At 71.1% G+C, this 23315-nt stretch carries 23 protein-coding genes; 6 read left to right on the plus strand and 17 right to left on the minus strand.

The genetic code is table 11. From position 1 onward, the window contains the following. Positions 1-73: 73 nt before the first annotated feature. Positions 74-1780 carry a glycerol-3-phosphate dehydrogenase/oxidase gene (locus tag ACFVYF_RS33180; protein WP_389461417.1) on the minus strand — a complete coding sequence of 569 codons (1707 nt, stop codon included), beginning with the start codon at positions 1778-1780 and terminating at the stop codon, positions 74-76. 271 nt (positions 1781-2051) lie between these two features. Here ACFVYF_RS33180 and ACFVYF_RS33185 point away from each other — a divergent pair, with 271 nt between their 5' ends. Together ACFVYF_RS33185 and ACFVYF_RS33190 are read left to right on the plus strand one after the other, a co-directional pair. After that, on the plus strand, positions 2052-3260 hold the full coding sequence (locus ACFVYF_RS33185; RefSeq protein WP_389461419.1) for a nucleotide sugar dehydrogenase: 1209 nt from the start codon (positions 2052-2054) through the stop codon (positions 3258-3260). Positions 3261-3382: 122 nt separating this feature from the next. Then, positions 3383-3997: a hypothetical protein gene (locus tag ACFVYF_RS33190; RefSeq protein WP_389461421.1), complete on the plus strand. Its 615-nt coding sequence runs from the start codon at positions 3383-3385 to the stop codon at positions 3995-3997. Between the two features lie 73 nt (positions 3998-4070). Here ACFVYF_RS33190 and ACFVYF_RS33195 read toward each other — a convergent pair whose 3' ends face one another. From ACFVYF_RS33195 to ACFVYF_RS33210, 4 genes are all read right to left on the minus strand, one after another. Continuing rightward, positions 4071-5195 (minus strand): GuaB3 family IMP dehydrogenase-related protein, encoded by a 1125-nt coding sequence (locus tag ACFVYF_RS33195; protein ID WP_389461423.1) that lies wholly within the window; start codon positions 5193-5195, stop codon positions 4071-4073. Positions 5196-5322: 127 nt separating this feature from the next. Next, positions 5323-6828, minus strand: coding sequence for an IMP dehydrogenase (gene guaB / locus ACFVYF_RS33200; RefSeq protein WP_389461424.1), 1506 nt, complete (start codon positions 6826-6828; stop codon positions 5323-5325). Positions 6829-7046: 218 nt separating this feature from the next. Further along, the gene (locus ACFVYF_RS33205; RefSeq protein ID WP_389461426.1) at positions 7047-7634 is read right to left on the minus strand and encodes a sigma-70 family RNA polymerase sigma factor; all 588 of its coding nucleotides are present in this window, start codon (positions 7632-7634) and stop codon (positions 7047-7049) included. Positions 7635-7902: 268 nt separating this feature from the next. Continuing rightward, positions 7903-8514 (minus strand): response regulator transcription factor, encoded by a 612-nt coding sequence (locus ACFVYF_RS33210; protein WP_003948568.1) that lies wholly within the window; start codon positions 8512-8514, stop codon positions 7903-7905. A gap of 390 nt (positions 8515-8904) precedes the next feature. Between ACFVYF_RS33210 and ACFVYF_RS33215 the strand changes: the two genes are divergently transcribed. Beyond that, positions 8905-9237: a WhiB family transcriptional regulator gene (locus ACFVYF_RS33215; RefSeq protein ID WP_389461428.1), complete on the plus strand. Its 333-nt coding sequence runs from the start codon at positions 8905-8907 to the stop codon at positions 9235-9237. A gap of 90 nt (positions 9238-9327) precedes the next feature. Here the strand turns inward: ACFVYF_RS33215 and ACFVYF_RS33220 are convergent, their stop codons facing one another. Next, a complete protein-coding gene (locus ACFVYF_RS33220; protein WP_389461430.1) occupies positions 9328-10224 on the minus strand; it encodes a LysR family transcriptional regulator in 897 nt (298 codons plus the stop codon). Between the two features lie 80 nt (positions 10225-10304). On the opposite strand from ACFVYF_RS33220, the gene ACFVYF_RS33225 reads away from it, so the two are divergent. Then, positions 10305-11003 carry an MOSC domain-containing protein gene (locus ACFVYF_RS33225; protein ID WP_389461432.1) on the plus strand — a complete coding sequence of 233 codons (699 nt, stop codon included), beginning with the start codon at positions 10305-10307 and terminating at the stop codon, positions 11001-11003. A 212-nt stretch (positions 11004-11215) separates the two neighbouring features. Beyond that, positions 11216-11989 carry an SDR family NAD(P)-dependent oxidoreductase gene (locus ACFVYF_RS33230; protein WP_389461434.1) on the plus strand — a complete coding sequence of 258 codons (774 nt, stop codon included), beginning with the start codon at positions 11216-11218 and terminating at the stop codon, positions 11987-11989. 99 nt (positions 11990-12088) lie between these two features. Here ACFVYF_RS33230 and groL read toward each other — a convergent pair whose 3' ends face one another. The 4 genes from groL to ACFVYF_RS33250 form a co-directional block, all read right to left on the minus strand. Further along, entirely contained in the window at positions 12089-13717 is a 1629-nt protein-coding gene (gene groL / locus ACFVYF_RS33235; RefSeq protein WP_389461436.1) for a chaperonin GroEL, read from the minus strand. 111 nt (positions 13718-13828) lie between these two features. After that, the gene (gene groES / locus ACFVYF_RS33240) at positions 13829-14137 is read right to left on the minus strand and encodes a co-chaperone GroES (RefSeq protein ID WP_261705370.1); all 309 of its coding nucleotides are present in this window, start codon (positions 14135-14137) and stop codon (positions 13829-13831) included. A gap of 333 nt (positions 14138-14470) precedes the next feature. Continuing rightward, positions 14471-15259: a polysaccharide deacetylase family protein gene (locus tag ACFVYF_RS33245; protein WP_389461437.1), complete on the minus strand. Its 789-nt coding sequence runs from the start codon at positions 15257-15259 to the stop codon at positions 14471-14473. A gap of 46 nt (positions 15260-15305) precedes the next feature. Continuing rightward, the gene (locus tag ACFVYF_RS33250) at positions 15306-16232 is read right to left on the minus strand and encodes a polysaccharide deacetylase family protein (protein ID WP_389461439.1); all 927 of its coding nucleotides are present in this window, start codon (positions 16230-16232) and stop codon (positions 15306-15308) included. Between the two features lie 90 nt (positions 16233-16322). On the opposite strand from ACFVYF_RS33250, the gene ACFVYF_RS33255 reads away from it, so the two are divergent. Continuing rightward, positions 16323-17501, plus strand: a complete 1179-nt coding sequence (locus ACFVYF_RS33255) for a methyltransferase domain-containing protein (RefSeq protein WP_389461441.1) — start codon at positions 16323-16325, stop codon at positions 17499-17501. Between the two features lie 45 nt (positions 17502-17546). Here the strand turns inward: ACFVYF_RS33255 and ACFVYF_RS33260 are convergent, their stop codons facing one another. From ACFVYF_RS33260 to tsaB, 7 genes are all read right to left on the minus strand, one after another. Continuing rightward, a complete protein-coding gene (locus tag ACFVYF_RS33260; RefSeq protein ID WP_389461442.1) occupies positions 17547-18866 on the minus strand; it encodes an RNA polymerase sigma factor in 1320 nt (439 codons plus the stop codon). A gap of 46 nt (positions 18867-18912) precedes the next feature. Further along, the gene (locus ACFVYF_RS33265) at positions 18913-19269 is read right to left on the minus strand and encodes a YciI family protein (protein ID WP_389461444.1); all 357 of its coding nucleotides are present in this window, start codon (positions 19267-19269) and stop codon (positions 18913-18915) included. A gap of 202 nt (positions 19270-19471) precedes the next feature. Next, positions 19472-20563 carry an LCP family protein gene (locus ACFVYF_RS33270; RefSeq protein WP_389461446.1) on the minus strand — a complete coding sequence of 364 codons (1092 nt, stop codon included), beginning with the start codon at positions 20561-20563 and terminating at the stop codon, positions 19472-19474. 123 nt (positions 20564-20686) lie between these two features. Beyond that, the gene (locus tag ACFVYF_RS33275) at positions 20687-20944 is read right to left on the minus strand and encodes a hypothetical protein (protein ID WP_389461448.1); all 258 of its coding nucleotides are present in this window, start codon (positions 20942-20944) and stop codon (positions 20687-20689) included. Beyond that, positions 20941-22047, minus strand: coding sequence for a tRNA (adenosine(37)-N6)-threonylcarbamoyltransferase complex transferase subunit TsaD (gene tsaD, locus ACFVYF_RS33280; protein ID WP_389461450.1), 1107 nt, complete (start codon positions 22045-22047; stop codon positions 20941-20943). The genes ACFVYF_RS33275 and tsaD overlap by 4 nt, the downstream gene beginning before the upstream one ends. Further along, positions 22040-22564, minus strand: a complete 525-nt coding sequence (rimI, locus tag ACFVYF_RS33285; protein WP_389461614.1) for a ribosomal protein S18-alanine N-acetyltransferase — start codon at positions 22562-22564, stop codon at positions 22040-22042. The genes tsaD and rimI overlap by 8 nt, the downstream gene beginning before the upstream one ends. A gap of 17 nt (positions 22565-22581) precedes the next feature. Next, entirely contained in the window at positions 22582-23235 is a 654-nt protein-coding gene (tsaB, locus tag ACFVYF_RS33290) for a tRNA (adenosine(37)-N6)-threonylcarbamoyltransferase complex dimerization subunit type 1 TsaB (RefSeq protein WP_389461452.1), read from the minus strand. Between the last annotated feature and the right edge of the window lie 80 nt (positions 23236-23315).

Here is a 23315-nt window from a genome sequence, read left to right on the forward strand (position 1 = left end):
CTGCGAAGCCGATCCGGCTTCGCAGTCGCCCCCACCGCACCCGCACCCGCTACAGCTACAGCTACAGCTACAGCTACAGCGGCACGATGTCCGGCGCCCCCAGCCGTGCCGCGTCCGCCGTCAGGTCGTCCGGCTGGCGCTGCGACTCGCGCTCCGCCTCGACCCGCTTCTCGTAGTGCTCCACCTCGCGTTCGATCTGGTCCTTGTCCCAGCCGAGGACCGGGGCCATCAGCTCCGCGGCCTCACGGGCGCTGCGCGTGCCCCGGTCGAAGGTCTCGATGGAGATGCGCGTACGGCGGGTGAGGACGTCGTCCAGATGGCGCGCGCCCTCGTGCGAGGCGGCGTAGACGATCTCGGCGCGCAGATAGTCGTCCGCCGCCTGCAGGGGCTCGCCGAGGGAGGAGTCGCCGGCGATGAGGTCGAGGAGTTCGTCGGCGAGCGACCCGTAGCGGTTGAGGAGGTGCTCCACGCGCACCACGTGGATCCCGGTCTTGGCCGCGATCCGCGCTCGCGCGTTCCACATCGCGCGGTAGCCCTCGGCGCCGATCAGCGGGATGTCCTCGGTGACACACTCGGCGACCCGCTGGTCGAGGCCGTGCACCGCCTCGTCCACCGCGTCCTTGGCCATCACGCGGTAGGTCGTGTACTTGCCGCCCGCCACGACCACGAGTCCCGGCACCGGATGCGCGACGGTGTGCTCGCGCGAGAGCTTGCTGGTGGCATCCGACTCACCGGCGAGCAGCGGCCGCAGTCCGGCGTAGACCCCCTGGACGTCGTCGCGGGTCAGGGGCACCGAGAGCACCGAGTTCACATGTTCAAGGAGGTAGTCGATGTCGGCGCTGGAGGCCGCCGGATGCGCCTTGTCGAGGTCCCAGTCGGTGTCGGTGGTGCCGACGATCCAGTGCCGGCCCCAGGGGATGACGAACAGCACGGACTTCTCGGTCCGCAGGATCAGGCCCGAGGTCGAGTTGATCCGGTCCTTCGGTACGACCAGATGGATGCCTTTGGACGCGCGGACGTGGAACTGGCCCCGCTCGCCGACCAGCGCCTGGGTGTCGTCGGTCCACACACCCGTCGCGTTCACCACCTGCTTGGCGTGGATCTCGTACTCCCCGCCGCCCTCGACATCCTGCACCCGGGCGCCGACGACGCGCTCGCCCTCGCGCAGGAAGCCGGTCACCCGCGCACGGTTGGCGACCTTCGCGCCGTACGCCGCCGACGTGCGCACCAGGGTCGCCACATAGCGGGCGTCGTCCATCTGCGCGTCGTAGTACTGCAGGGCACCGACCAGCGCGTCCCTCTTCAGGGCGGGCGCGACGCGCAGCGCGTGGCGGCGGCTCAGATGGCGGTGGCCGGGCAGGCCGCGGCCGTGTCCGCGGGCCATCGACATGGCGTCGTAGAGCGCGACGCCCGATCCCGCGTACAGCCGCTCCCAGCCCTTGTGCTGCAACGGATAGAGGAAGGGCACGGGCTTCACCAGGTGGGGTGCGAGCCGCTCCAGGAGGAGGCCGCGCTCCTTGAGGGCCTCGCGCACCAGTGCGAAGTCGAGCATCTCCAGATAGCGCAGCCCGCCGTGGATCAGCTTGCTGGACCGGCTCGATGTGCCCGACGCCCAGTCACGCGCCTCGACCAGCCCCGTGGACAGACCGCGGGTCACGGCGTCGAGCGCGGTGCCGGCACCGACCACCCCGCCGCCCACAACCAGTACGTCCAGCTCACGCTCGGCCATTTCCGCCAGTGACTCGGCGCGCTCCGCCGGCCCCAGTGTCGCTGTCCTCACCGCTGCCTCCCGCTATCCGTTGCGCTGGCCGCACCCGTCCGGCGAAGCCCGGCTCTCACTCCCCATGCCCAAATTCTGACCGTGTTGCCCACCATCGGCCACCGCCCACCCGGGGCCCGTGGACATCAATCGGGGACTCTCAAGGAAACACAGCCAAGTAATCCCGCAAATCGGTCATATTTACTCCTAGTCTGACATTGCGCTCGCCCGTTCTGTCCACCGGGTTTGCGCGCATGTCCCACTTCGGTTACTGGGAAGGACGGCCCACGCCATGCCCGCAGATCTCGCCGTCATCGGACTCGGTCATCTCGGCCTGCCCCTGGCCCAGGCCGCCGTCGCCGCAGGCATCCCCACTCTCGGTTACAAAACCGGGCCCGAGGGCGGCTCGCTCACCGCCGCCGAACTGCGCCGGATGCACTCGGGAGGCTTCCGGCCGACCACCAACCCGGCCGAACTCGGCCGGGTGCGCACCGCGGTCATCTGTGCGCCGACCCCGCGAGGCGCGGACGGCGGGCTGGATCTGGGCCAGGTGGCCGCGGCCGCCCGCACCCTGGCCGCACGCCTGCGCCCGCACACCACGGTGATCCTCGAGTCCCCCGTGTACCCCGGCACCACCGAGGAATTCCTGCGCCCGCTCCTCGAAGAGGGTTCCGGGCTACGGGCCGGCCGCGACTTCCACCTCGCGTACTCGCCCAGCCGGGTCGACCCCGGCAACCGCGACTTCAACCCCGCCAACACCCCCAAGGTCATCGGCGGTCTGACCCCCGCCTGCACCGAATCGGCCGCCGCCTTCTACGGCCGTCTCACCGACAAGGTCGTACGCGCGCGTGGACCACGCGAGGCGGAGACGGTTCAGCTCCTGGAGACCAACTTCCGGCACGTCAACATCGCCCTGGTCAACGAGATGGCCGTGCTCTGCAACGACTTGGGCGTCGACCTGTGGGACGTCATCCGCTGCGCCGAGACCAAGCCGTTCGGCTTCCAGGCCTTCCGGCCGGGGCCCGGCGTCGGCGGCCACGGAATCGCCCAGGACCTGATCGGCCACTCGGGCCGCACCCTCCGCATGGTCGAACTGGCCCAGCAGGTCAACGACCACATGCCCCAGTACGTGATCCAGCGCGCCGCGACCCTGCTCAACGAGCACGGGAAATCGGCCCGCGGCGCGCGCGTGCTGCTGCTCGGCGTCACCTACAAGGCCGACCTCGCGGACCAACAGGGCTCGCCCGCCCACGAGATCGCCCTGCGGCTGATGGAACTGGGCGCGTCCGTGAGCTACCACGACCCGCTCATCCCCGCCTGGAGCGTCCTGGACCGCCCCATCCCCCGGGCCGACTCCCTGTACGAGGCCGCGGCCGACGCCGACCTGACGATCCTGCTCCAGCAGCACCGCACGTACGACCTCCAGGGCCTGTCCGTTAAAGCCCAACTCCTCCTGGACACCCGCGGCGCCACTCCGACCGGCGCGGCACACCGCCTCTGACCTCCCGAGAATCCCCCGGCGGAGATCCATTTTCGCCTGCTAGTGTGCGGCAGCTCTCGCACACGAGTGCGCTTCCAGCTCCGCACTCACTGCTGTGCGTTCACATCCCTGGGGGGATCCACATGAGTCAGTCGTCCATGCCACCGTCCGGCCCGCCGGCACCGAACCTGGAGAAGGCCGAGCAGCCCGAAGAGGCCCAGCAGGCCGAGAACCCGTACGCCGACCAGCAGCCCGGCACCGGCACCCCGTCCGCCCCGCAGTCGGAGGCCCCCCAGCCGGGCTTCCCGACGGCTCCGGGCTACCCGGTCGCCCCGGCGCCTCCGGTCGCCCCGGCCCGCACCAACGTCGTACTCGGGCTGGCGGCCGCCGTCGGCGCCGCCCTGGTCGCGGCGGGCGTCTACGGCGCCATCATCGGCGCGACCCGGCACGAGATCGGCTGGGCGGCCGTCGGCGTCGGCTTCCTGATCGGACTCGCCGCGGGCCGCGTCGGCGGCCGCAACCCCGTCCTGCCGATCGTCAGCGTCGTCCTGTCCCTGGGCTCGGTCTACCTCGGCCAGCTGATCGGCGAGGCCATGCTCATCGCCAAGGACGCCCATGTCGGCTTCGACAAGGTCTTCTTCCAGAACTTCGACCTCGTCCAGGAGGCGTGGAAGACCGAAGCCGACCCGCTGACCTTCGTCTTCTTCGCGATCGCCGCCTACGTGGCGTTCTCCAGCACCCAGAAGGCCGGCCGGTAGCCGCTCGGCGGCAGACGAAAGGGCCCGGTTCACCGCACGGGTGAACCGGGCCCTCTCACGTCCTACGGGCTGGTCAGCGCTTGTGCTGCGAGTCCGCGACCGTCACCTCGACACGCTGGAACTCCTTGAGCTCGCTGTAGCCGGTGGTGGCCATGGCGCGGCGGAGGGCACCGAAGATGTTCATCGAGCCGTCCGGGATGTGCGAGGGACCGGCGAGGATCTCCTCGATCGTGCCGACGGTGCCGAGGTCGACCTTCTTGCCGCGCGGCAGTTCCTCGTTGACCGCCTCCATGCCCCAGTGGTGGCCGCGGCCGGGCGCGTCCGTGGCACGGGCCAGCGGGGAGCCCATCATCACCGAGTCGGCACCGCAGGCGATGGCCTTGGGGAGGTCGCCGGACCAGCCGACGCCGCCGTCGGCGATCACGTGCACGTACCGGCCGCCGGACTCGTCCATGTAGTCACGGCGGGCTGCGGCGACGTCCGCGACGGCCGTCGCCATCGGGACCTGGATGCCCAGCACATTGCGCGTGGTGTGCGCCGCGCCGCCGCCGAAGCCGACGAGCACACCCGCCGCGCCCGTGCGCATCAGGTGCAGGGCGGCGGTGTACGTGGCGCAGCCGCCGACGATCACCGGGACGTCCAGCTCGTAGATGAACTGCTTCAGGTTCAGCGGCTCGGCGGCACCCGACACGTGCTCGGCCGAGACCGTCGTACCGCGGATGACGAAGATGTCCACGCCCGCGTCCACGACGGCCTTGGAGAACTGCGCCGTGCGCTGCGGGGACAGGGCGGCGGCCGTGATCACGCCCGCGTCGCGCACCTCCTTGATGCGCTGCCCGATCAGCTCTTCCTTGATCGGAGCCGCGTAGATCTCCTGGAGGCGGCGGGTCGCGGTGTCCGCGTCCAGCCCGGCGATCTCGTCGAGCAGCGGCTGCGGGTCCTCGTACCGCGTCCACAGGCCTTCGAGGTTGAGCACGCCCAGGCCGCCCAGCTCACCGATGCGGATCGCGGTGGCCGGCGAGACGACCGAGTCCATGGGGGCGGCCAGGAAGGGCAGCTCGAAGCGGTAGGCATCGATCTGCCAGGCGATCGAGACCTCCTTCGGGTCCCGGGTACGGCGGCTCGGGACGACGGCGATGTCGTCGAAGGCGTACGCCCGGCGGCCGCGCTTGCCGCGCCCGATCTCGATCTCAGTCACGTGTGTGGCCTTTCCCTCTTCGGTTCTGCGTCTCCCAGTATCGCCGACGCCCACGACAAGGGCGGCCCCGGAACCTCCGGGACCGCCCTCAAGCCGTACGGCTACTGGTTACGGCCGCTGCTGACGACTACTGGTTACGGCTGTAGTTCGGTGCCTCGACCGTCATCTGGATGTCGTGCGGGTGGCTCTCCTTGAGGCCCGCCGAGGTGATGCGGACGAAGCGGCCCTTGGTCTCCATCTCGTCGATGGAGGCGGCGCCCACATAGCCCATGGTCTGGCGCAGACCGCCGACGAGCTGGTGCAGCACGTTGGCCAGCGGGCCGCGGTAGGGCACCTGGCCCTCGATGCCCTCGGGGACGAGCTTGTCGTCGGAGGCCACCTCGGCCTGGAAGTAGCGGTCCTTCGAGTACGACCTGCCCTGGCCGCGCGACTGCATGGCACCGAGGGAGCCCATGCCGCGGTACGACTTGAACTGCTTGCCGTTGATGAACTGCAGCTCGCCGGGCGACTCCTCGCAGCCCGCGAGGAGGCTGCCGAGCATCACCGTGTCGGCGCCGGCCGCGAGGGCCTTGCCGATGTCGCCGGAGTACTGCAGACCGCCGTCGCCGATCACCGGGACGCCTGCGGCGCGGGCCGCGAGGGCCGCTTCGTAGATGGCGGTGACCTGGGGGACGCCGATGCCGGCGACCACGCGGGTGGTACAGATCGAGCCGGGGCCCACGCCGACCTTGACGCCGTCGACACCGGCGTCGATCAGGGCCTGGGCGCCGTCACGCGTGGCGACGTTTCCGCCGATCACGTCGACACCGACGCTCGACTTGATCTTCGCCATCCAGTTGAGGGCGTTGCTGTTGTGTCCGTGCGAGGTGTCGACGATCAGGAAGTCCGCACCGGCCTCGGCCAGGGCCTGCGCCCGCTCCAGCGCCTCGGGGCTGGCTCCGACGGCGGCACCCACCAGCAGGCGGCCCTCGGCGTCCTTCGCGGCGTGCGGGTACTTCTCGGCCTTCACGAAGTCCTTGACCGTGATGAGGCCCTTGAGGATGCCCGCGTCGTCGACCAGCGGCAGCTTCTCGATCTTGTGGCGGCGCAGCAGTTGCATCGCGTCGTTGCCCGAGATGCCGACCTTGCCGGTGACCAGGGGCATCGGCGTCATGACCTCGCGCACCTGGCGCGAGCGGTCGGTCTCGAAGGCCATGTCGCGGTTGGTGACGATGCCGAGCAGCTTGCCGTTGCCGTCGGTGACGGGGACGCCGCTGATGCGGAACTTGGCGCACAGCGCGTCCGCCTCGGCCAACGTGGCGTCCGGGTGGACCGTGATCGGGTCGGTGACCATGCCGGACTCGGAGCGCTTCACGAGGTCGACCTGGTTGACCTGGTCCTCGATGGAGAGGTTGCGGTGCAGTACGCCCACGCCGCCCTGCCGGGCCATGGCGATGGCCATGCGCGACTCGGTCACCTTGTCCATCGCGGCCGAGAGCAGCGGGATGTTCACACGCACGTTGCGGGAGATGCGGGACGAGGTGTCGACCGCGTTGGGCAGCACTTCCGAAGCGCCCGGCAGCAACAGCACGTCGTCGTAGGTCAGCCCGAGTGTCGCGAATTTGGCGGGCACTCCGTCGACGTTGGCAGTCATGACACCTTCCCCAAATGGCCTTGATCGGTGCGGATGTCCATGCTAACGGGAAGCATGGCTCTCTCATTCCACGGTGCCGGCTGCCCGTTGGCTTCGTAGGTTCGTACGGGTCCGGGGGCAGCGCCGTTCATCCGCCGCGCCCGGGAGACACCCCCGAGAGGCAGGTCGCCGCCAGGGAAGGCCCCCCGGCTCTTGCGATCGCGACCGACCGGGCGGGGCTACTGCTCGGCCAGCGCCCGGAGGCGGCTCAGGGCCCGGTGCTGGGCCACGCGGACCGCTCCTGGTGACATTCCCAACATCTGGCCGGTCTCCTCGGCCGTGAGGCCCACCGCGATCCTCAGCAGGAGCAGCTCGCGCTGGTTCTCGGGGAGGTTGGCCATGAGCTTCTTGGCCCATTCGGCGTCGCTGCTGAGCAGCGCACGCTCCTCGGGGCCGAGGGAGTCGTCGGGGCGCTCGGGCATCTCGTCCGAGGGCACGGCCGTCGATCCGGGGTGACGCATCGCGGCGCGCTGCAGATCGGCGACCTTGTGCGCGGCGATGGCGAAGACGAAGGCTTCGAAGGGGCGGCCCGTGTCCTTGTAGCGCGGCAGGGCCAGCAGGACCGCGACACAGACCTCCTGCGCCAGGTCCTCCACGAAATGCCGCGCGTCCCCCGGAAGCCGGGAAAGGCGCGTACGGCAGTAGCGCAATGCCAGAGGGTGTACGTGAGCGAGCAGGTCGTGCGTGGCCTGCTCGTCGCCGTCGACCGCGCGATGGACCAGCGAACCGATTGCCCCTTGGGCAGTGGCCGCCTCATCGTCACGCATCGGTCCATGGTGCCTTGGCGTCGTCCGATCCGTGGCACCGCGTCCATAGTTGTGCACCGAAGCGTTATGAGCAGGTGCGCCGGAACTCATTTCCTGCGCCCTCCCCTTCCGCTTGCCCGACTCGTCCCCGAGGAACTCCACACCTCAAGCATGCGGCATCCGCCGGGAAACGGGGATCGGGCATCGCCAAGGCTCTCTTCGAGGGCCCGGCCCCGCCCGCCTCGGGGCGAGCGGGGACTGCTGCCGTCATACCCTCCCGGCGACTCACCTAGCGAACCAGGCCCCACCGGAAACCGAGTGCCACGGCATGCGCGCGGTCCGAGGCGCCGAGCTTCTTGAAAAGTCGCCTGGCGTGCGTCTTCACCGTGTCTTCGGAGAGGAACAGCTCACGGCCGATCTCCGCGTTCGAGCGGCCGTGGCTCATGCCTTCCAGGACCTGGATCTCCCGCGCGGTGAGCGTGGGAGCGGCACCCATCTCGGCCGACCGCAGTCTGCGCGGGGCGAGCCGCCAGGTGGGGTCGGCGAGCGCCTGCGTCACGGTGGCCCGCAACTCGGCGCGCGAGGCGTCCTTGTGCAGATAGCCGCGGGCACCGGCGGCGACGGCGAGCGCCACGCCGTCCAGGTCCTCGGCGACGGTGAGCATGATGATGCGCGCACCGGGGTCGGCGGACAGCAGCCGCCGGACGGTCTCCACACCGCCCAGACCGGGCATGCGTACGTCCATCAGAATCAGGTCCGAACGGTCGGCACCCCAGCGGCGGAGGACTTCCTCGCCGTTGGCCGCCGTCGTGACACGCTCTACGCCGGGCACGGTCGCGACCGCACGGCGGAGCGCCTCTCGGGCAAGCGGGGAGTCGTCGCAGACGAGGACGGATGTCATGGCCGCCCTCCGCAGCTGATGCGCGTCACCTTGAGCCTCCAGGCTGGTTACGAATCGTCACCTGAGCGGTCGACACTCGCCGACGGATACTGCCGTCTGCCCGAGCGCTTGTTCCTTCGACCGCCTCGCACTCTCAACGATGGTCACTCGAAAGAGTTACGGGGCCGTCCGTCATCTTCGGCACTCTACGTGAGGGGGCGGACACGGTGCAGACATGCACAACGGACCCTCAATCTTTCATCACAACCCATGCCCCATTTAGCCGGTTTTCTTCCCTTTTGCTGGTGTCTATGGCTAGATTCGCAATGAGTCATATTTTCATCTCCTTAGATCGTAGATGTACGGTCGATGGGCACATAGCAGCCCAGAACGGCAACAAGGGGACACGCAATGGCAGATTTCTCCCGCCTTCCCGGTCCGAACGCGGACCTCTGGGACTGGCAGCTCCTCGCGGCGTGCCGCGGGGTCGACAGCTCGCTCTTCTTCCACCCGGAGGGCGAGCGCGGTGCGGCACGGAGCGCTCGCGAGAACTCGGCCAAAGAGGTCTGCATGAGATGCCCCGTACGCGCCCAGTGCGCGGCCCACGCGCTGGCGGTGCGCGAGCCGTACGGGGTGTGGGGCGGACTGACCGAGGACGAACGCGAAGAGCTCATGGGGCGCGCGCGCAACCGGCTCGTGTCGGCAGCGAGCGGCGGCGGGCCGTCGAACCAGCTGCACAACTGAAGGAACGTTTCTCCTGACGGGCACGCGCACGCGTGCCCCTACTTTTGGCGCGCCCGGCCGACTTCTGGCCAACCCGGCCGAGTGCCCTTCTCAGCGGGCCGCGGCCCTGGCCAGCCGGGTCAGGGTGGCCGCGACCGCGGGCACCTGGGCGAGGTCCGGCAGAGTGAGGGCGACGATCTCGCGCCGTACCGGCGGCTCCACCGTCACTGTGCGCACCCCCTTGGGGCGTACGGACTCCACGGCCAGCTCCGGAAGGACCGCGACGCCGAGGCCGGCGCCGACCAGGCCGACCACCGCCGGATAGTCGTCGGTGGCGAAGTCGATGCGGGGCACGAAGCCGGCGGCCTCGCAGACCTCGACGAGTTGTCCCCGGCAGCGCGGGCAGCCCGCGATCCACGGCTCGCCGGCGAGCTCCCCGATGGCCACCGAGTCCGCCGTCCCCAGCCGGTGGCCCTCGGGGACGAGCCCGACGAGCCGGTCCACCAGCAGCGGCCGTACGACCAGGTCGTCCCATTCCTCGGCGCCCGCCGCGCCCTCGTACCGGAAGGCGAGCGCGATGTCGCAGTCGCCCTCGCGCAGCATCTCCACCGAGCGGGGCGGTTCCGCCTCCTCCAGGGAGACGCGGGTGCCCGGGTGGTCGGCGCGGAGTGCGGCGAGCGCGGTGGGCACCAGGGCGGAGCTGCCGCTGGGGAAGGAGACGAGCCGGACGCGGCCCGCGCGCAGCCCGGCGATGGCGGCCACCTCCTCCTCCGCCGCCGTCAGTCCGGCGAGGATGCCCGCTCCGTGCCGGACCAGGGCCTCGCCGGCCTGGGTCAGGCGCATTTCACGGCCGGTGCGGATCAGCAGGGGCGTGCCGACGGAGGATTCGAGCGCCTTCATCTGCTGGCTGACGGCGGGCTGGGTGCAACCCAGTTCGCGCCCCGCCGCCGAGAAGGAACCGGTGGCGGCCACGGCGCGCAGAACACGGAGATGACGGGCCTCGATCACCCTTTGAGCATAAGCGAATCTTGGATACGGCGTCGAATACTGCGTCGCGGCTTTGGGTGGCCATCGCTTAGCGTTCCGTCATGAAGCTTCTGTCTCTGAACGTGGGCCGGGCGACGGCCGTGGAGTACACGGACCAGCCGGAGGGCCTGACCGGCATCGACAAGCGGCCGGTGGACGGGCCGGTGCGGGTGGCGGCGCCGGGTCCCAAGGGCGTCGGCGCCGGTGGCCTGGCCGGGGACGCCGTCTGCGACCTGCGCCACCACGGCGGGGAGCACCAGGCGGTGTACGCGTTCGCGCGCGAGGACCTCGACGACTGGGAGCGCGAGCTGGACCGTCCGCTGGCGAACGGCGTCTTCGGCGAGAACCTCACGACCCAGGGGCTCGATGTCTCCGGTGCCCGGATCGGCGAGCACTGGGGCATCGGGGACGAGGTCGTCCTGGAGGTCACCAGTGGTCGTATCCCCTGCCGCACCTTCCAGGAGCACCTCGGCGAGAAGGGCTGGGTCAGGCGCTTCACGCGGCGGGGTGCGCCGGGCGCCTATCTGCGGGTGATACGCCCCGGCGAGATCCGGGCCGGCGACCCGGTCCGGATCCTGCACCGGCCGGACCACGAGGTGACGGTGGCCCTCCAGTTCCGCGCCGTCACCCTCGAACGGGCCCTGCTGCCACGCCTGCTCGCGGCCGGAGACGCGCTGCACCCGGAGGAGCGGGACATCGCGCGGAAGTACGTGGAGAAGTACGGCAGTTCCGAGGGGACGGACGGCGTTCCCGGGGCGTGAACGGCGTATCGGCGACCGGCGGGCGGGACGCGGCCGGCGCGGCCGAACGAGGCGGGTTCGGGGCCGTCCGGGCGGCTCGGCCAAGCGTGTTCGGGCCCGGGCCCGCCGGTGGGCAACGCCTGCCATCGGGCGCGTGACACCCGTACCGGCAGCAGGCGGACGGGGTTCGGCGCGCGGCGTGAGCATCCCGGTCGCGGTCCTAACCTTGGGCCATGACAACGGCTTTGATTACGGGATCGACCGCGGGCATCGGCGCTGCCTTCGCGCGGCGGCTGGCGGCGGACGGCCACAACCTCGTCCTGGTGGCGCGCGACACCAAGCGGCTGCGCGAGCAGGCCACCGAACTGCACGACCGGCACGGCATCGAGGCGGAGGTGCTGACGGCCGACCTCGCGACGGACGCCGGCATCGAGTCCGTGGCCGCCCGGCTGTCCGACCCCAGGAACCCCGTCGACCTGCTGGTCAACAACGCGGGCTTCGGCAACAAGGGCCGCTATCTGGACGTACCGATGGCCGACGAGCTGAAGATGCTCAAGGTGCACTGCGAGGCGGTGCTGCGGCTGACCTCGGCGGCGACCGCGAGCATGCGTGTCCGCGGCCGTGGCGGGGTCGTCAACGTCGCCTCGGTCGCCGCCTTCGTGCCGCGCGGTACGTACGGCGCGTCCAAGGCGTGGGTCGTGCAGTTCACGCAGGGCGCGGCGAAGGACCTGGCCGGCAGCGGCGTACGCCTGATGGCCCTGTGCCCCGGTTTCGTGCGCACCGAGTTCCACGAGCGGGCCGGCATGGGCACGGACAACATCCCCAAGTGGATGTGGCTCGACGCGGACAAGCTGGTCACGGCGGCCCTGGCGGATCTGGCCCGCGGCAAGTCGCTGTCCATCCCGGATCCCCGTTACAAGGCCCTGATGGGCGTGGTGAAGGTGACTCCGCGGGCGCTGCTCGGCGGGGTCACGTCGAAGACGGGGCGGAAGTACGGCCCGCAGTGAGCGCGACGGTGCCGATAACGGCCGAAGCCTCCCTTCCCCGGTCCGGGGAAGGGAGGCTTCTTCGGTCCTGCGACCCCATGGCCTGCCGGCCTTGAGGCCTTAGTGCGAGTGGCCGTGGCCGTGGCTGTGACCGGCCTCGCCCTCGTCGTCCGCCGGCTTCTCGACGACCAGGGTCTCGGTCGTCAGCAGCAGGGAGGCGATGGACGCGGCGTTCTCCAGCGCGGAGCGGGTGACCTTGACCGGGTCGATGACGCCGGCCTTGACCAGGTCGCCGTACTCACCGGTCGCGGCGTTGAAGCCCTGGCCCTTGTCGAGCTCGGCGACCTTGGAGGTGATGACGTAACCCTCCAGGCCGGCGTTCTCGGCGATCCAGCGCAGCGGCTCGACGGCGGCGCGGCGGACGACCGCGACACCCGTGGCCTCGTCGCCGGTCTTGCCGAGGTTGCCCTCGAGGACCTTCACGGCGTGGACGAGCGCGGAGCCACCACCGGAGACGATGCCCTCCTCGACCGCGGCGCGGGTCGCGGAGATGGCGTCCTCCAGACGGTGCTTCTTCTCCTTGAGCTCGACCTCGGTCGCGGCACCGACCTTGATCACGCACACGCCGCCGGCCAGCTTCGCGAGGCGCTCCTGGAGCTTCTCGCGGTCCCAGTCGGAGTCGGTGTTCTCGATCTCGGCCTTGATCTGGTTGACGCGGCCGAGGACCTCGTCGGAGCTGCCGCCACCGTCGACGATGGTGGTGTCGTCCTTGGTGACGGTCACGCGGCGGGCGGTGCCCAGCACGTCCAGGCCGACCTGGTCGAGCTTGAGGCCGACCTCCTCGGCGATGACCTGACCACCGGTGAGGGTGGCGATGTCGCCGAGCATGGCCTTGCGGCGGTCACCGAAGCCGGGGGCCTTCACCGCGACGGCGTTGAAGGTGCCGCGGATCTTGTTCACGACCAGGGTCGACAGGGCCTCGCCCTCGACGTCCTCGGCGATGATCAGCAGCGGCTTGGAGGCGTTGGCCTGGATGACCTTCTCCAGCAGCGGCAGCAGGTCCTGGATGGAGCTGATCTTGCCCTGGTGGATGAGGATGTACGGGTCGTCAAGGACGGCCTCCATACGCTCCTGGTCGGACACCATGTACGGCGACAGGTAGCCCTTGTCGAAGGCCATGCCCTCGGTGAAGTCGAGCTCCAGACCGAAGGTGTTGGACTCCTCGACGGTGATGACACCGTCCTTGCCGACCTTGTCCATCGCCTCGGCGATGAGCTCGCCGACCTGCGGGTCCTGGGCGGACAGACCGGCGACGGCGGCGATGTCGGACTTCTCGTCGATCGGCCGGGCGGTCGCGAGGAGCTCCTCGGACACGGCCTTGACCGCGGCGTCGATGCCCTTCTTGAGCAGGGCCGGGGAGGCGCCCGCGGCGACGTTCTTCAGGCCCTCGCGGACGAGCGCCTGGGCCAGCACGGTGGCGGTGGTGGTGCCGTCACCCGCGATGTCGTTGGTCTTGGTCGCCACCTCCTTCACCAGCTGGGCGCCGAGGTTCTCGTACGGGTCCTCGACCTCGACCTCGCGGGCGATGGTGACGCCGTCGTTGGTGATGGTGGGGGCGCCGAACTTCTTGTCGATGACGACGTTGCGGCCCTTGGGGCCGATCGTCACCTTCACTGTGTCGGCAAGCTTGTTGACGCCGCGCTCAAGGGCGCGACGGGCGTCCTCGTCGAACTTCAGGATCTTCGCCATGGGAGCGATTCAGCCCTCTCGGAAAACTTGGGAGAAACGAACTGCGCCCCCAGCGCCCGGCTTCTTAGGTCGCGGGGGCCAGGGGCGCAGTTCACTGCAAAACTGGGTGAATTACTTCTCGATGATCGCGAGTACGTCGCGAGCCGAGAGGACGAGGTACTCCTCGCCGTTGTACTTCACCTCGGTGCCGCCGTACTTGCTGTAGAGCACTACGTCGCCGACGGTGACGTCGAGCGGAAGACGGTTACCGTCCTCGAAGCGACCCGGGCCCACGGCCAGGACGACGCCCTCCTGGGGCTTCTCCTTGGCAGTGTCCGGGATGACCAGGCCAGAGGCGGTGGTCTGCTCGGCGTCGAGCGGCTGGACCACAATGCGGTCCTCGAGCGGCTTGATGGCAACCTTGGAGCTGGTGGTCGTCACGATCCGACCTCCCCCTTCGGAGATCTCACGGGGTTAACTGTCTGAGGTGGCGACCAGGTGGATCCGTCGTCGCGGGTGCCGGACCTGCCCGTCGCTATTGGCACTCTCCAGGGGGGAGTGCCAGACCAGAGACTATGACTGCGATTAGCACTCGGTCAAGCGGAGTGCCAAACGCCTGCCGGCGCGGCGGCGGAAATGGGTGCCCTGGGTGGGGGCGGGCGTCCTCTGGGGGCTCTGCCCCCAGACCCCCGATATCGGCCTGGACGGCCTCGTCCTCAAACGCCGGACGGGCTGGATTCCCCAGGTACTCCTCCAGGCGCACGGGCTGATCTCCTACAGGTAGTCCTCGAGGCGAGCGGGCGTCAGGCCCTCGGACTGGATGCGGCGCAGCAGGCGGGTCATCGTCGCGGTGACGTCGGGTTCGTCGGGGCCGAGGAGGATGTCGCCCGGGTGCAGCCGGCCGGGGCCGGCGTCCCGGCCGAGGACGACGGCGGAGACCCCGCAGTCGGCGGCGGCCCGGAGCGTGGTGGTGTCGTAGGTGCCGTACGGGGGGCGGAGCAGCCGGGGGCGGATGCCGAAGCGGTGCTTGAGCTTCTCCTGCTGGCCGCAGATCTCGGCACGCTGGCCGGCGTACGGCAGACCGCGCAGCGAGGTGTGGTCGAGGGTGTGGTTCTGCACGCTCGCGCCGAACGCCCGCAGCTGCGCGAAGTGTCCGTACCCGGGCCCGACGACGCTGTCCGTGAGGAACATGCTGACCGGCAGCCGCAGTTCGCGGACCATGTCGATGAACCGCGGATCCCGCTCGGCTCCGTCGTCGTACGTCAGGAAGACCACCTTGTCCCGGGTGGGGACGTGGTCGACCACCGGTGGCAGTCCGGGGCCCGCGCCGGGCACGGCGGGCCGCCGGTCGGGGCGTTCGGGGGCCGGGGCGAGCGGGGCGGCCAGCCCCCAGCGGCGGTACGTCGCGGCGGTCGGCCGCTGCGGCGCGTGGGTGCGCACGCGCTCGGCCGCCTTCTTGCCCAGCCGCTCGATCGGGTCGACGGACTGGGCGCAGCCGGTGACCCCGGCGAGCAGCGCGGAGACGAGCAGGCCGGCCAGCAGGGTGCGTGCCCGCGCGGTCACCGGGGGCGCTCCGGTCCCGCGTCCGGGGCAGGGCGTACGGCCACCCTCACAGGTAGTCCTCCAGCCGCGCCACGGCGTACCCCTCGTCCGTGACCTTCTTCAGGAAGCGGCGGACCATGTCGGGCATGGTGCCCTTCCAGTCCTCACGGCCCCGGAAGTGGGTCAGGACGATGTCGCCCGGGTGCAGGGACCGGTCCCACTCGCGGTACTCCCAGTGGTCGACGAAGACCTCTTCGTTCCAGATCGGCGCGTACTTGATGCCGCAGGACTTGGCGGCGCGCAGGGTGTCCTCGTTGAAGTTGCCGTACGGCGGCCGGAAGAGCGTGGGGCGCTTGCCGAACTGCTTCCTCATCACGTCCTGCATGCCGCAGATCTCGTGCTTCTGCTGCTCGTAGGAGAGCCCGGGCAGGTACGGGTGGTGCAGCGTGTGGTTGTTCAGGGTGGTGCCGCGGGCCTGCATCTTCTTGAAGTAGCCGTAGTTCTCGTTGGCGAGGTAGTCGCTGAGGAAGGCGGTGTACGGGATCTTCAGGTCGCTCATCATCTTCAGGAACGCCGGGTCCTTCTCGGCGCCGTCGTCGATGGTGAGGAAGACGACCTTGTCCTTGGTGGGGATGGTCGTGAAGACAGGGGGCAGCCCGTCCTGGTCCTCGACCTCGAAGCCCTTGCGGGCCTCGATCACCGGCTTCTTCGCCGGGGCGGGCGGCGCGGCCAGCGGGGTCTTGGCCAGGCCCCAGCGCTTGGCCGCGGCGACTCGTGCGGCCTGCGCGACACGCAGCTTCGAGGCGTACGAGTCCAGGGCGCGGGCCGGCGGCGCGTGCAGCGCCTGCGGTCCGTGGGCGCCCTTGACGCCGGAGTCGGTGCCGGCGCAGCCAGCGGCGAGAGCGGCGGCCGCGAGCACGGCGAGGGCGCCCCGGACCCCTCCCACCACGGTCCGCTTCGTGCGGTTTTCATCATTTTGTCGTACGAGTCGCATGGCGCCGGATCCTCGCAGGTCACCGCGCCCGGGTCGGGCCGACACCGCCGCCGGACGCGCACCGTCCACCGACTGGCCCACAATGGGCCGGTGAACGACCTGGATCCGCTGGCCTCCTTCGCCTCCCTCCGTACCCCCGAGGGCCGCGCCCTGCTCGACGCGGCGCGTGGCACCGAGCCGGCCCAGGAGCTGGCCGTGGCCACCCGGCTGCGCCGTGACCATCCGGCGCCCCTGGTGACGGCGGTGCTCGCCCAGACGCGGCTGCGGCAGCGGGCGGCGGCGAAGTTCGGGGCCGAGGACGCGGAGCGGATGTTCTTCACGCCGAACGGGGTCGAGCAGTCCACCCGGACGAGCGTCGCGACGTATCGCGCGGAGCGCTTTTGCGCGCTGGGCGTCCGGTCCGTCGCCGACCTCTGCTGCGGGATCGGCGGCGACGCGATCGCGCTGGCCCGCGCCGGGATCCGGGTCCTCGCCGTCGACCGGGACCCGCTGACGGTGGCGGCGGCCCGCGCGAACGCCGATGCGCTGGGTCTCGCGGACCTGATCGAGGTGCGCGAGGCGGACGTCACGGAGGTGGCCACCGAGGAGTTCGACGCGGTCTTCGTGGACCCGGGCCGGCGCGGCGGACGCGGCCGGATCTTCGACCCCGAGGCGTACTCGCCGCCGCTCTCCTGGGCGGTCGGGGCGGCCCTGAAGGCTCCCCGGGCCGCACTGAAGATCGCGCCGGGCGTCCCGCACGAGGCGATCCCCGCGGCGGCCGAGGCCGAGTGGATCTCGGACGGCGGGGACGTGAAGGAGGCCGTGCTGTGGTTCGGCACCGAACCGGGCCTGGTCCGCGCCACCCTGCTGCCGGGCCCCCGTGAACTGCGGGGCCGGGGGCTGCCCGACCCGTCGGTGCGGCCGCTCGGGCGCTATCTGTACGAGCCCGACGGCGCCGTCATCCGCGCCCACCTCGTCGCGGAGGTGGCCGAGGAGCTGGACGGTGGTCTGCTCGACGAGACGATCGCGTACGTGACCGCCGACGCCCTGCGCCCGACCCCGTACGCGACCGCCTACGAGATCACCGACCAACTCCCCTTCAACGTGAAGAAGTTGAAGGCGCTGCTGCGGGAGCGCGGGGTCGGCGTGCTCACCGTGAAGAAGCGCGGCTCGGCCGTCGAACCGGAGGAGCTGCGGCGGAAGGTGAAGCCGCAGGGACCGAACTCGGCGACGGTGTTCCTCACCCGGGTGGCCGGAGCACCGACGATGCTGGTCGGGCGCCCGGCCTAGGCCCCGGCGGCTCACGCACGCCGCGGCTCTCCCGCGAGCCCCGGCTCACCGGCACTCCTCCGCGCGGGCCCGCAGCAGTTCGCGTTCCCGTTCGTTGCGGGCGAGGGACGCGGCGCGCTCGAACTCCGCCCGGGCCTCCCGGGTACGGCCGAGCCGGGCGAGCAGGTCGCCGCGCACGCTGGGCAGCAAGTGGTAGTCGCCGAGGGCGGGTTCGGTGGCCAGGGCGTCGACCAGGGCGAGGGCGGGCTCGGGGCCCTCGGCCATGGAGACGGCGACCGCACGGTTCAACTCGACGACGGGGGACGGGGAACGGGCGGCGAGCAGGTCGTACAGGGCGGCGATCTGCCGCCAGTCCGTGTCCTCGTACGCGTACGCCTGGGCGTGGCAGGCGGCGATCGCGGCCTGCAGCGCGTACGGGCCGGGGCGGCCGGCGGAGACGGCGTTGGCGCGGGCGAGGGCCGCGAACCCGCGGCGGATCAGCATCCGGTTCCAGCGCCGGCGGTTCTGGTCCTTGAGCAGCACCGGCTCGCCCGCGGGGCCGGTGCGGGCGGCCGACCGTGACGACTGGAGCTCCAGCAGCGCGGCGAGCCCGTGCACTTCGGGCTCCTTCGGCATCAGCTCGGCCAGCACACGGGCCAGTCGCAGGGCGTCCTCGCACAGGGCCGGCCGCAGCAGGTCGTCCCCCGCGGTCGCCGCGTACCCCTCGTTGAAGATCAGGTAGATGACCTCCAGGACCGATCCCAGCCGGGCTTCGCGCTCCGGGCCGTACGGCACCTCGAAGGCGACACCCTTCGCGGCCAGCGTCCGCTTGGCGCGCACGATGCGCTGGGCGACCGTCGCCTCCGGGGCGAGGTACGCGCGGGCGATCTCGGGCGTGGTCAGCCCGCCGAGCAGCCGGAGCGTGAGGGCGATACGGGCCTCGGCGGACAGCACCGGATGGCAGGCGGTGAAGACGAGCCGCAGCAGGTCGTCGTCGATGTCGTCCGGGTCGCCGGGCGCGTCGACGTGCTGCGGGGCGCTCTCCAGGTCCCGCCCGACCTCGGCCAGCTTGCGCGCGTAGCGCTCCCGGCGCCGTACGAGGTCGATCGCGCGGTGTTTGGCCGTGGCCGTCAGCCAGGCGCCCGGGTTGTCCGGCACACCGTCCCGCGGCCACTGTTCCAGGGCGGCGACCAGCGCGTCCTGCGCCAGCTCCTCGGCGATGCCGACGTCCCGCACGATCCGGGTGACGCCCGCGATGATCCGGGGCGACTCGATCCGGAAGATCGTCTCGACGGCGGCGACGGCCTCGTCGGCCGTAGTGGCGCCGGCGGTCCCGGCGTCGGCCGTGGCGGAGGTCGCGGGTGTGGCGGTGGGCTGCTCGGTCACAGCCCACCATGAGACACCCGCGGAGCCGTCCGGCCAAGCGCCCCGCTCAGCCCTCCGCGATCTCCCGGACCTCGGAGGTCACGGTCCAGTGCTCCTCGTGGACCTTCAGGAAGCGCTTGGTCCACTCGATCGCCTCGGCCTTGTCCTTGGCCTGGATGATCGCGTAGCCGCCGACGACCTCCTTGGACTCGGTGAACGGACCGTCGGTGACGGACAGTTGGCCCTTCTCCCAGTGGACCCGGGTGCCCTGCGCGGTCGGGGTGAGCCCCGCGGTGTCCAGCAGGACACCGGCCTTGGTCATCTCCTCGATCAGTTCCCCCATCCGCTGCATCAGCTCGGGGCTCGGGCCCTCGGCGGGCGCGTTGTTCTCGTCGATCCGGACCATCGACAGGTAGCGGGGCATGGTGACTCCTTCGGTACGACGGCCGGGGCGTCCCGGCGGTCCCGGGCGGGGTCGCTCCCCGCCTCTCACCAGTGCGTCGAACGGGACCCGCGCCGATCGACACCCGCGCCGGATTTTCTTCGAGAAGTTCTTCGCGGCACGCGTTTTCGCAGGTCAGCATGTTCTTCGTCGGGCTCGAAGGGGCGACCGCTTCAGTGCGGCGTCACTTCAGCGACGCCCACAGCTCGCTCGCCTCCGGCTCGTCGGCCACCACCCGGTTGCGGTCGGAGGGGGCCGTCACCACCGGCATCATCACCGTCTTCACCTCGTCGGACGAGAGCCCCTTCAGGCTCTGGCCGAGCTTCGTCAGCTCGCCGAGCGAGTCGAGACCCGTGTCCGTCGTCAGGCTGCCCGTGACCGCGTCGGCGACCTCGTAGAGCCGGGTGGGGCTGGTCAGCAGGTCGGTCGACCCGATCTGTTCCAGCAGGGCCTTCACCAGCTTCTGCTGGAGGCCTATGCGGCCCAGGTCGCTGCCGTCGCCTATGCCGTGCCGGGTGCGGGCCAGCGCCAGCGCCTGGGTGCCGTTCAGATGGTGGGTCCCGGCGGCCAGGTGCAGATGGCTCTGGTCGTCGTCGATGTCCTCGTCCGTCGTCACGGTGACGCCGCCGAGCGCGTCCACCAGGCCGGCGAAGCCCGAGAAGTCGATCTCGATGTAGTGGTCCATCCGGACGTTCGTGAGGGATTCAACCGTCTTCACCGCGCAGACCGGACCGCCCACCGCGTACGCGCTGTTGAACATCGCGCCGTACGCCACCGATGTCGTCCCGCCGGATGTCCGGGGACACGACGGGCGGGTGACCAGGGTGTCGCGCGGGATGCTCACCACCGTCGCGGTCGTACGGCCCTCGTCGAGGTGGACGACCATCGCCGTGTCGGAGCGTGCCCCGCCGCTGTCGCCGCCGCCGAGCTGCGCGTTCTCCGCGCCGCTGCGGGAGTCGGAGCCGAGGACCAGGATGTTCAGCGGCCCGCTCGGCAGCGGGGCCGCGGAGGCCGGGGCGGACGCCGAGGGTGTGGGCACTGTCCTCGCCGGGCGGTCGTCGCCGAGCGCGCTGTTGATGTCGACGCTCTTGATGTTGTGGTTCAGATGCCAGTAGGCCCAGCCCGCTCCGGCGGCGGTGAGGACGAGGGCGCCGGCGAGCGCGATCCCGGCGGCCTTGAGCAGACGAGGCCGGCCGCGCCTGCCCGGCTCCGGGCCAAGGCCACCGACTCCCCCGGCGCCCGCGTGGGCGTCCCCGTGCTCCTCGTCTCCAGTCACGCGGAGGGACATAAGTCCGAATTATTACGAGCAGGAACCTCTTCTCGTCTTTCCTTCGGAAATTCTCAGACTTCTCAGGCCCGGTTCAGATCGGCACAGAGGTGACGGGAGCGGGCTGATCCGTCAGGATCCGGCAACCGACTCGAACCGCCACCGGTGCACCGCCCGGGCCACCAACTCCTCGCCCGGCTCCGGGAGTTCGGGCAGCTCCGCGTCGTACGCCGCGTCCCACCAGGTGATGACGAGCACCCGGTCCTGGGGCGCGCGCAGGATCTCGCGGCGCAGGGGCTGCCCGGGCAGCTCCCGCGTCCGCACCCAGGCGAGCAGGTCCTCGCCGCGTCCGGCGACCGCCCGGGCCTCCCACATCAGCGCGACGGTCACGAGTACAGGTTCTCCTTGCTGACCTCGTGCACGTGGTCGTGCGTGTGCGCACGACCGGGCACATGCGGATCCGTCACCGGCAGCGAGGAGTCCGCGGACAGGTCCCAGTCGGAGGCGGCCCGGTTCCGGGCGACCATCTCCGCGCCGAGGGCGGCCACCATGGCGCCGTTGTCGGTGCACAGCTTCGGCCGCGGCACCCGCAGCCGGATCCCGGCCGCCTCGCACCGCTCCTGGGCGAGCACCCGCAGCCGCGAGTTGGCGGCCACCCCGCCGCCGATCATGAGGTGGTCGACGCCCTCGTCCTTGCAGGCGCGCACGGCCTTGCGGGTCAGCACGTCCACGACCGCCTCCTGGAAGGACGCGGCCACATCGCGCACCGGCACGTCCTCCCCCGCCGCCCGCTTCGCCTCGATCCAGCGGGCCACGGCCGTCTTCAGTCCGGAGAAGGAGAAGTCGTACGCCGGGTCGCGGGGTCCGGTGAGCCCGCGCGGGAAGGTGATCGCGTTCGGGTCGCCCTCCTTGGCGTACCGGTCGATGACCGGGCCGCCGGGGAAGCCGAGGTTCAGCACGCGGGCGATCTTGTCGAAGGCCTCACCCGCCGCGTCGTCGATCGTCGCGCCCATCGGCCGCACGTCCGCGGTGATGTCCGTGGACAGCAGCAGCGACGAGTGGCCGCCGGACACCAGCAGCGCCATCGTCGGCTCGGGCAGCGCCCCGTGCTCCAGCTGGTCCACGCAGATGTGGGAGGCGAGGTGGTTGACGCCGTAGAGCGGCTTGCCCAGCGCGTACGCGTACGCCTTGGCCGCCGAGACCCCGACGAGCAGCGCGCCGGCGAGTCCGGGCCCCGCGGTCACGGCGATCCCGTCCAGGTCCTTCGCCGTCACCCCCGCGTCCTTCAGCGCCCGCTGGATGGTCGGCACCATCGCTTCCAGGTGGGCCCGGGAGGCGACCTCCGGCACGACTCCGCCGAAGCGGGCGTGCTCGTCGACGCTGGAGGCGATCGCGTCCGCGAGCAGCGTGTTGCCCCGGACGATCCCGACGCCGGTCTCGTCGCAGGAGGTCTCGATGCCGAGGACGAGGGGTTCGTCGCGCGAGTCAGCCATTGATCTCGGTTCCTTGTGTTCCTGGTACGGCTTGTGTTCCGGGTACGGCGGGGGCGTCCGCCGCGGGGGCGTCGTCGGACGCCGTGTGGAGGCGCATCACCAGGGCGTCGATGTTCCCCGGCTGGTAGTAACCGCGCCGGAAGCCGATGGCCTCGAAGCCGAAGCGCTCGTACAGCTTCTGCGCGCGGACGTTGTCGACGCGGCACTCGAGCATCACCTCGGCGCACTCGAACGCGCTCGCGGCCCGCAGCAGCTCGGTCAGCAGCCGCGCGCCGAGCCCGGTGCCCCACTGCTCACGCGCGACGGCGATGGTCTGTACGTCGCCGAGGTCCCCGGCGGCCGCCAGTCCCGCGTATCCGACGAGCCGCTCCCCGTCGAAGGCGACGAGGTAGCGGCGCGTCGCCTCCGGCCCGCGCGCATGGGCCAGCTCGGACCAGAACATGCCCCGCGACCAGGCGTCCTCGGGAAAGAGGTCCTTTTCGAGCTCCAGTACGGGATCGATGTCCCACCAGCGCATCTCGCGCAGCTCGACCGTCACTTTGGGGTGACCACCTTGTAGTTCTTGGGCACCTGGGCGTCCGGGCGGCGCAGGTAGAGCGGCCGGGGCTCGGCCAGTTCCTCGCCCGCCGCGAGTCTCTCCGCGGCCAGCGAGGCCAGGGCCGCCGCCGAGACGTGCTCGGGCTCGCGGGCCACCGGGAAGGCGTCGGGGTAGAGCAGGGCGCCGGCGCCGACGGCGGGCAGGCCCGCGAGGGCCTCCGCGATCTCGGCGGGCCGGTCGACGGCGGGCTCGGTGACCCGGGTGCGGGCGTTGTCGTACCGCGCCCAGTAGACCTCTTTGCGGCGCGCGTCCGTCGCCACCACGAAGGGCTCGGCGAGGCCGGAGGCGTACGCGAGGCCGTCGAGGGTGCACACGCCGTGCACGGGCACCCCGAGGGCGAGTCCGAAGGTGTCGGCGGTCATCAGGCCGACCCGCAGCCCGGTGTAGGGGCCGGGGCCCACGCCGACCACGATGCCGGTCACGGCGTCGAGCCGGCGACCCGCCTCGGTGAGGACCCGGTCGACGGCGGGCAGCAGCAGTTCCCCGTGCCGTCGCGCGTCCACCTGGCTCGACGAGGCGACGACGGACGTGCCGTCGTGCAGGGCGACGGTGACGGCGGGGGTGGCGGTATCCAGAGCGAGCAAGAGCACGCAAACAGCCTACGGCGCCCGAGGCGGGCGCACGGCCGCCCCGGTCTGCCGCGCCCCGGCTGCTACCGTCACCACACAGG

Source organism: Streptomyces sp. NPDC058274 (assembly GCF_042881375.1).
GTDB lineage: Bacteria > Actinomycetota > Actinomycetes > Streptomycetales > Streptomycetaceae > Streptomyces.

Coding starts and splice junctions, on each gene's coding strand:
- ACFVYF_RS33185 (WP_389461419.1), top strand. CDS start 2,052: ATGCCCGCAGATCTCGCCGTCATCGGACTCGGTCATCTCGGCCTGCCC.
- ACFVYF_RS33190 (WP_389461421.1), top strand. CDS start 3,383: ATGAGTCAGTCGTCCATGCCACCGTCCGGCCCGCCGGCACCGAACCTG.
- guaB (WP_389461424.1), bottom strand. CDS start 6,828: ATGACTGCCAACGTCGACGGAGTGCCCGCCAAATTCGCGACACTCGGG.
- ACFVYF_RS33205 (WP_389461426.1), bottom strand. CDS start 7,634: ATGCGTGACGATGAGGCGGCCACTGCCCAAGGGGCAATCGGTTCGCTG.
- ACFVYF_RS33210 (WP_003948568.1), bottom strand. CDS start 8,514: ATGACATCCGTCCTCGTCTGCGACGACTCCCCGCTTGCCCGAGAGGCG.
- ACFVYF_RS33215 (WP_389461428.1), top strand. CDS start 8,905: ATGGCAGATTTCTCCCGCCTTCCCGGTCCGAACGCGGACCTCTGGGAC.
- ACFVYF_RS33225 (WP_389461432.1), top strand. CDS start 10,305: ATGAAGCTTCTGTCTCTGAACGTGGGCCGGGCGACGGCCGTGGAGTAC.
- ACFVYF_RS33230 (WP_389461434.1), top strand. CDS start 11,216: ATGACAACGGCTTTGATTACGGGATCGACCGCGGGCATCGGCGCTGCC.
- groL (WP_389461436.1), bottom strand. CDS start 13,717: ATGGCGAAGATCCTGAAGTTCGACGAGGACGCCCGTCGCGCCCTTGAG.
- ACFVYF_RS33250 (WP_389461439.1), bottom strand. CDS start 16,232: ATGCGACTCGTACGACAAAATGATGAAAACCGCACGAAGCGGACCGTG.
- ACFVYF_RS33265 (WP_389461444.1), bottom strand. CDS start 19,269: ATGCCCCGCTACCTGTCGATGGTCCGGATCGACGAGAACAACGCGCCC.
- tsaD (WP_389461450.1), bottom strand. CDS start 22,047: ATGGCTGACTCGCGCGACGAACCCCTCGTCCTCGGCATCGAGACCTCC.
- rimI (WP_389461614.1), bottom strand. CDS start 22,564: ATGCGCTGGTGGGACATCGATCCCGTACTGGAGCTCGAAAAGGACCTC.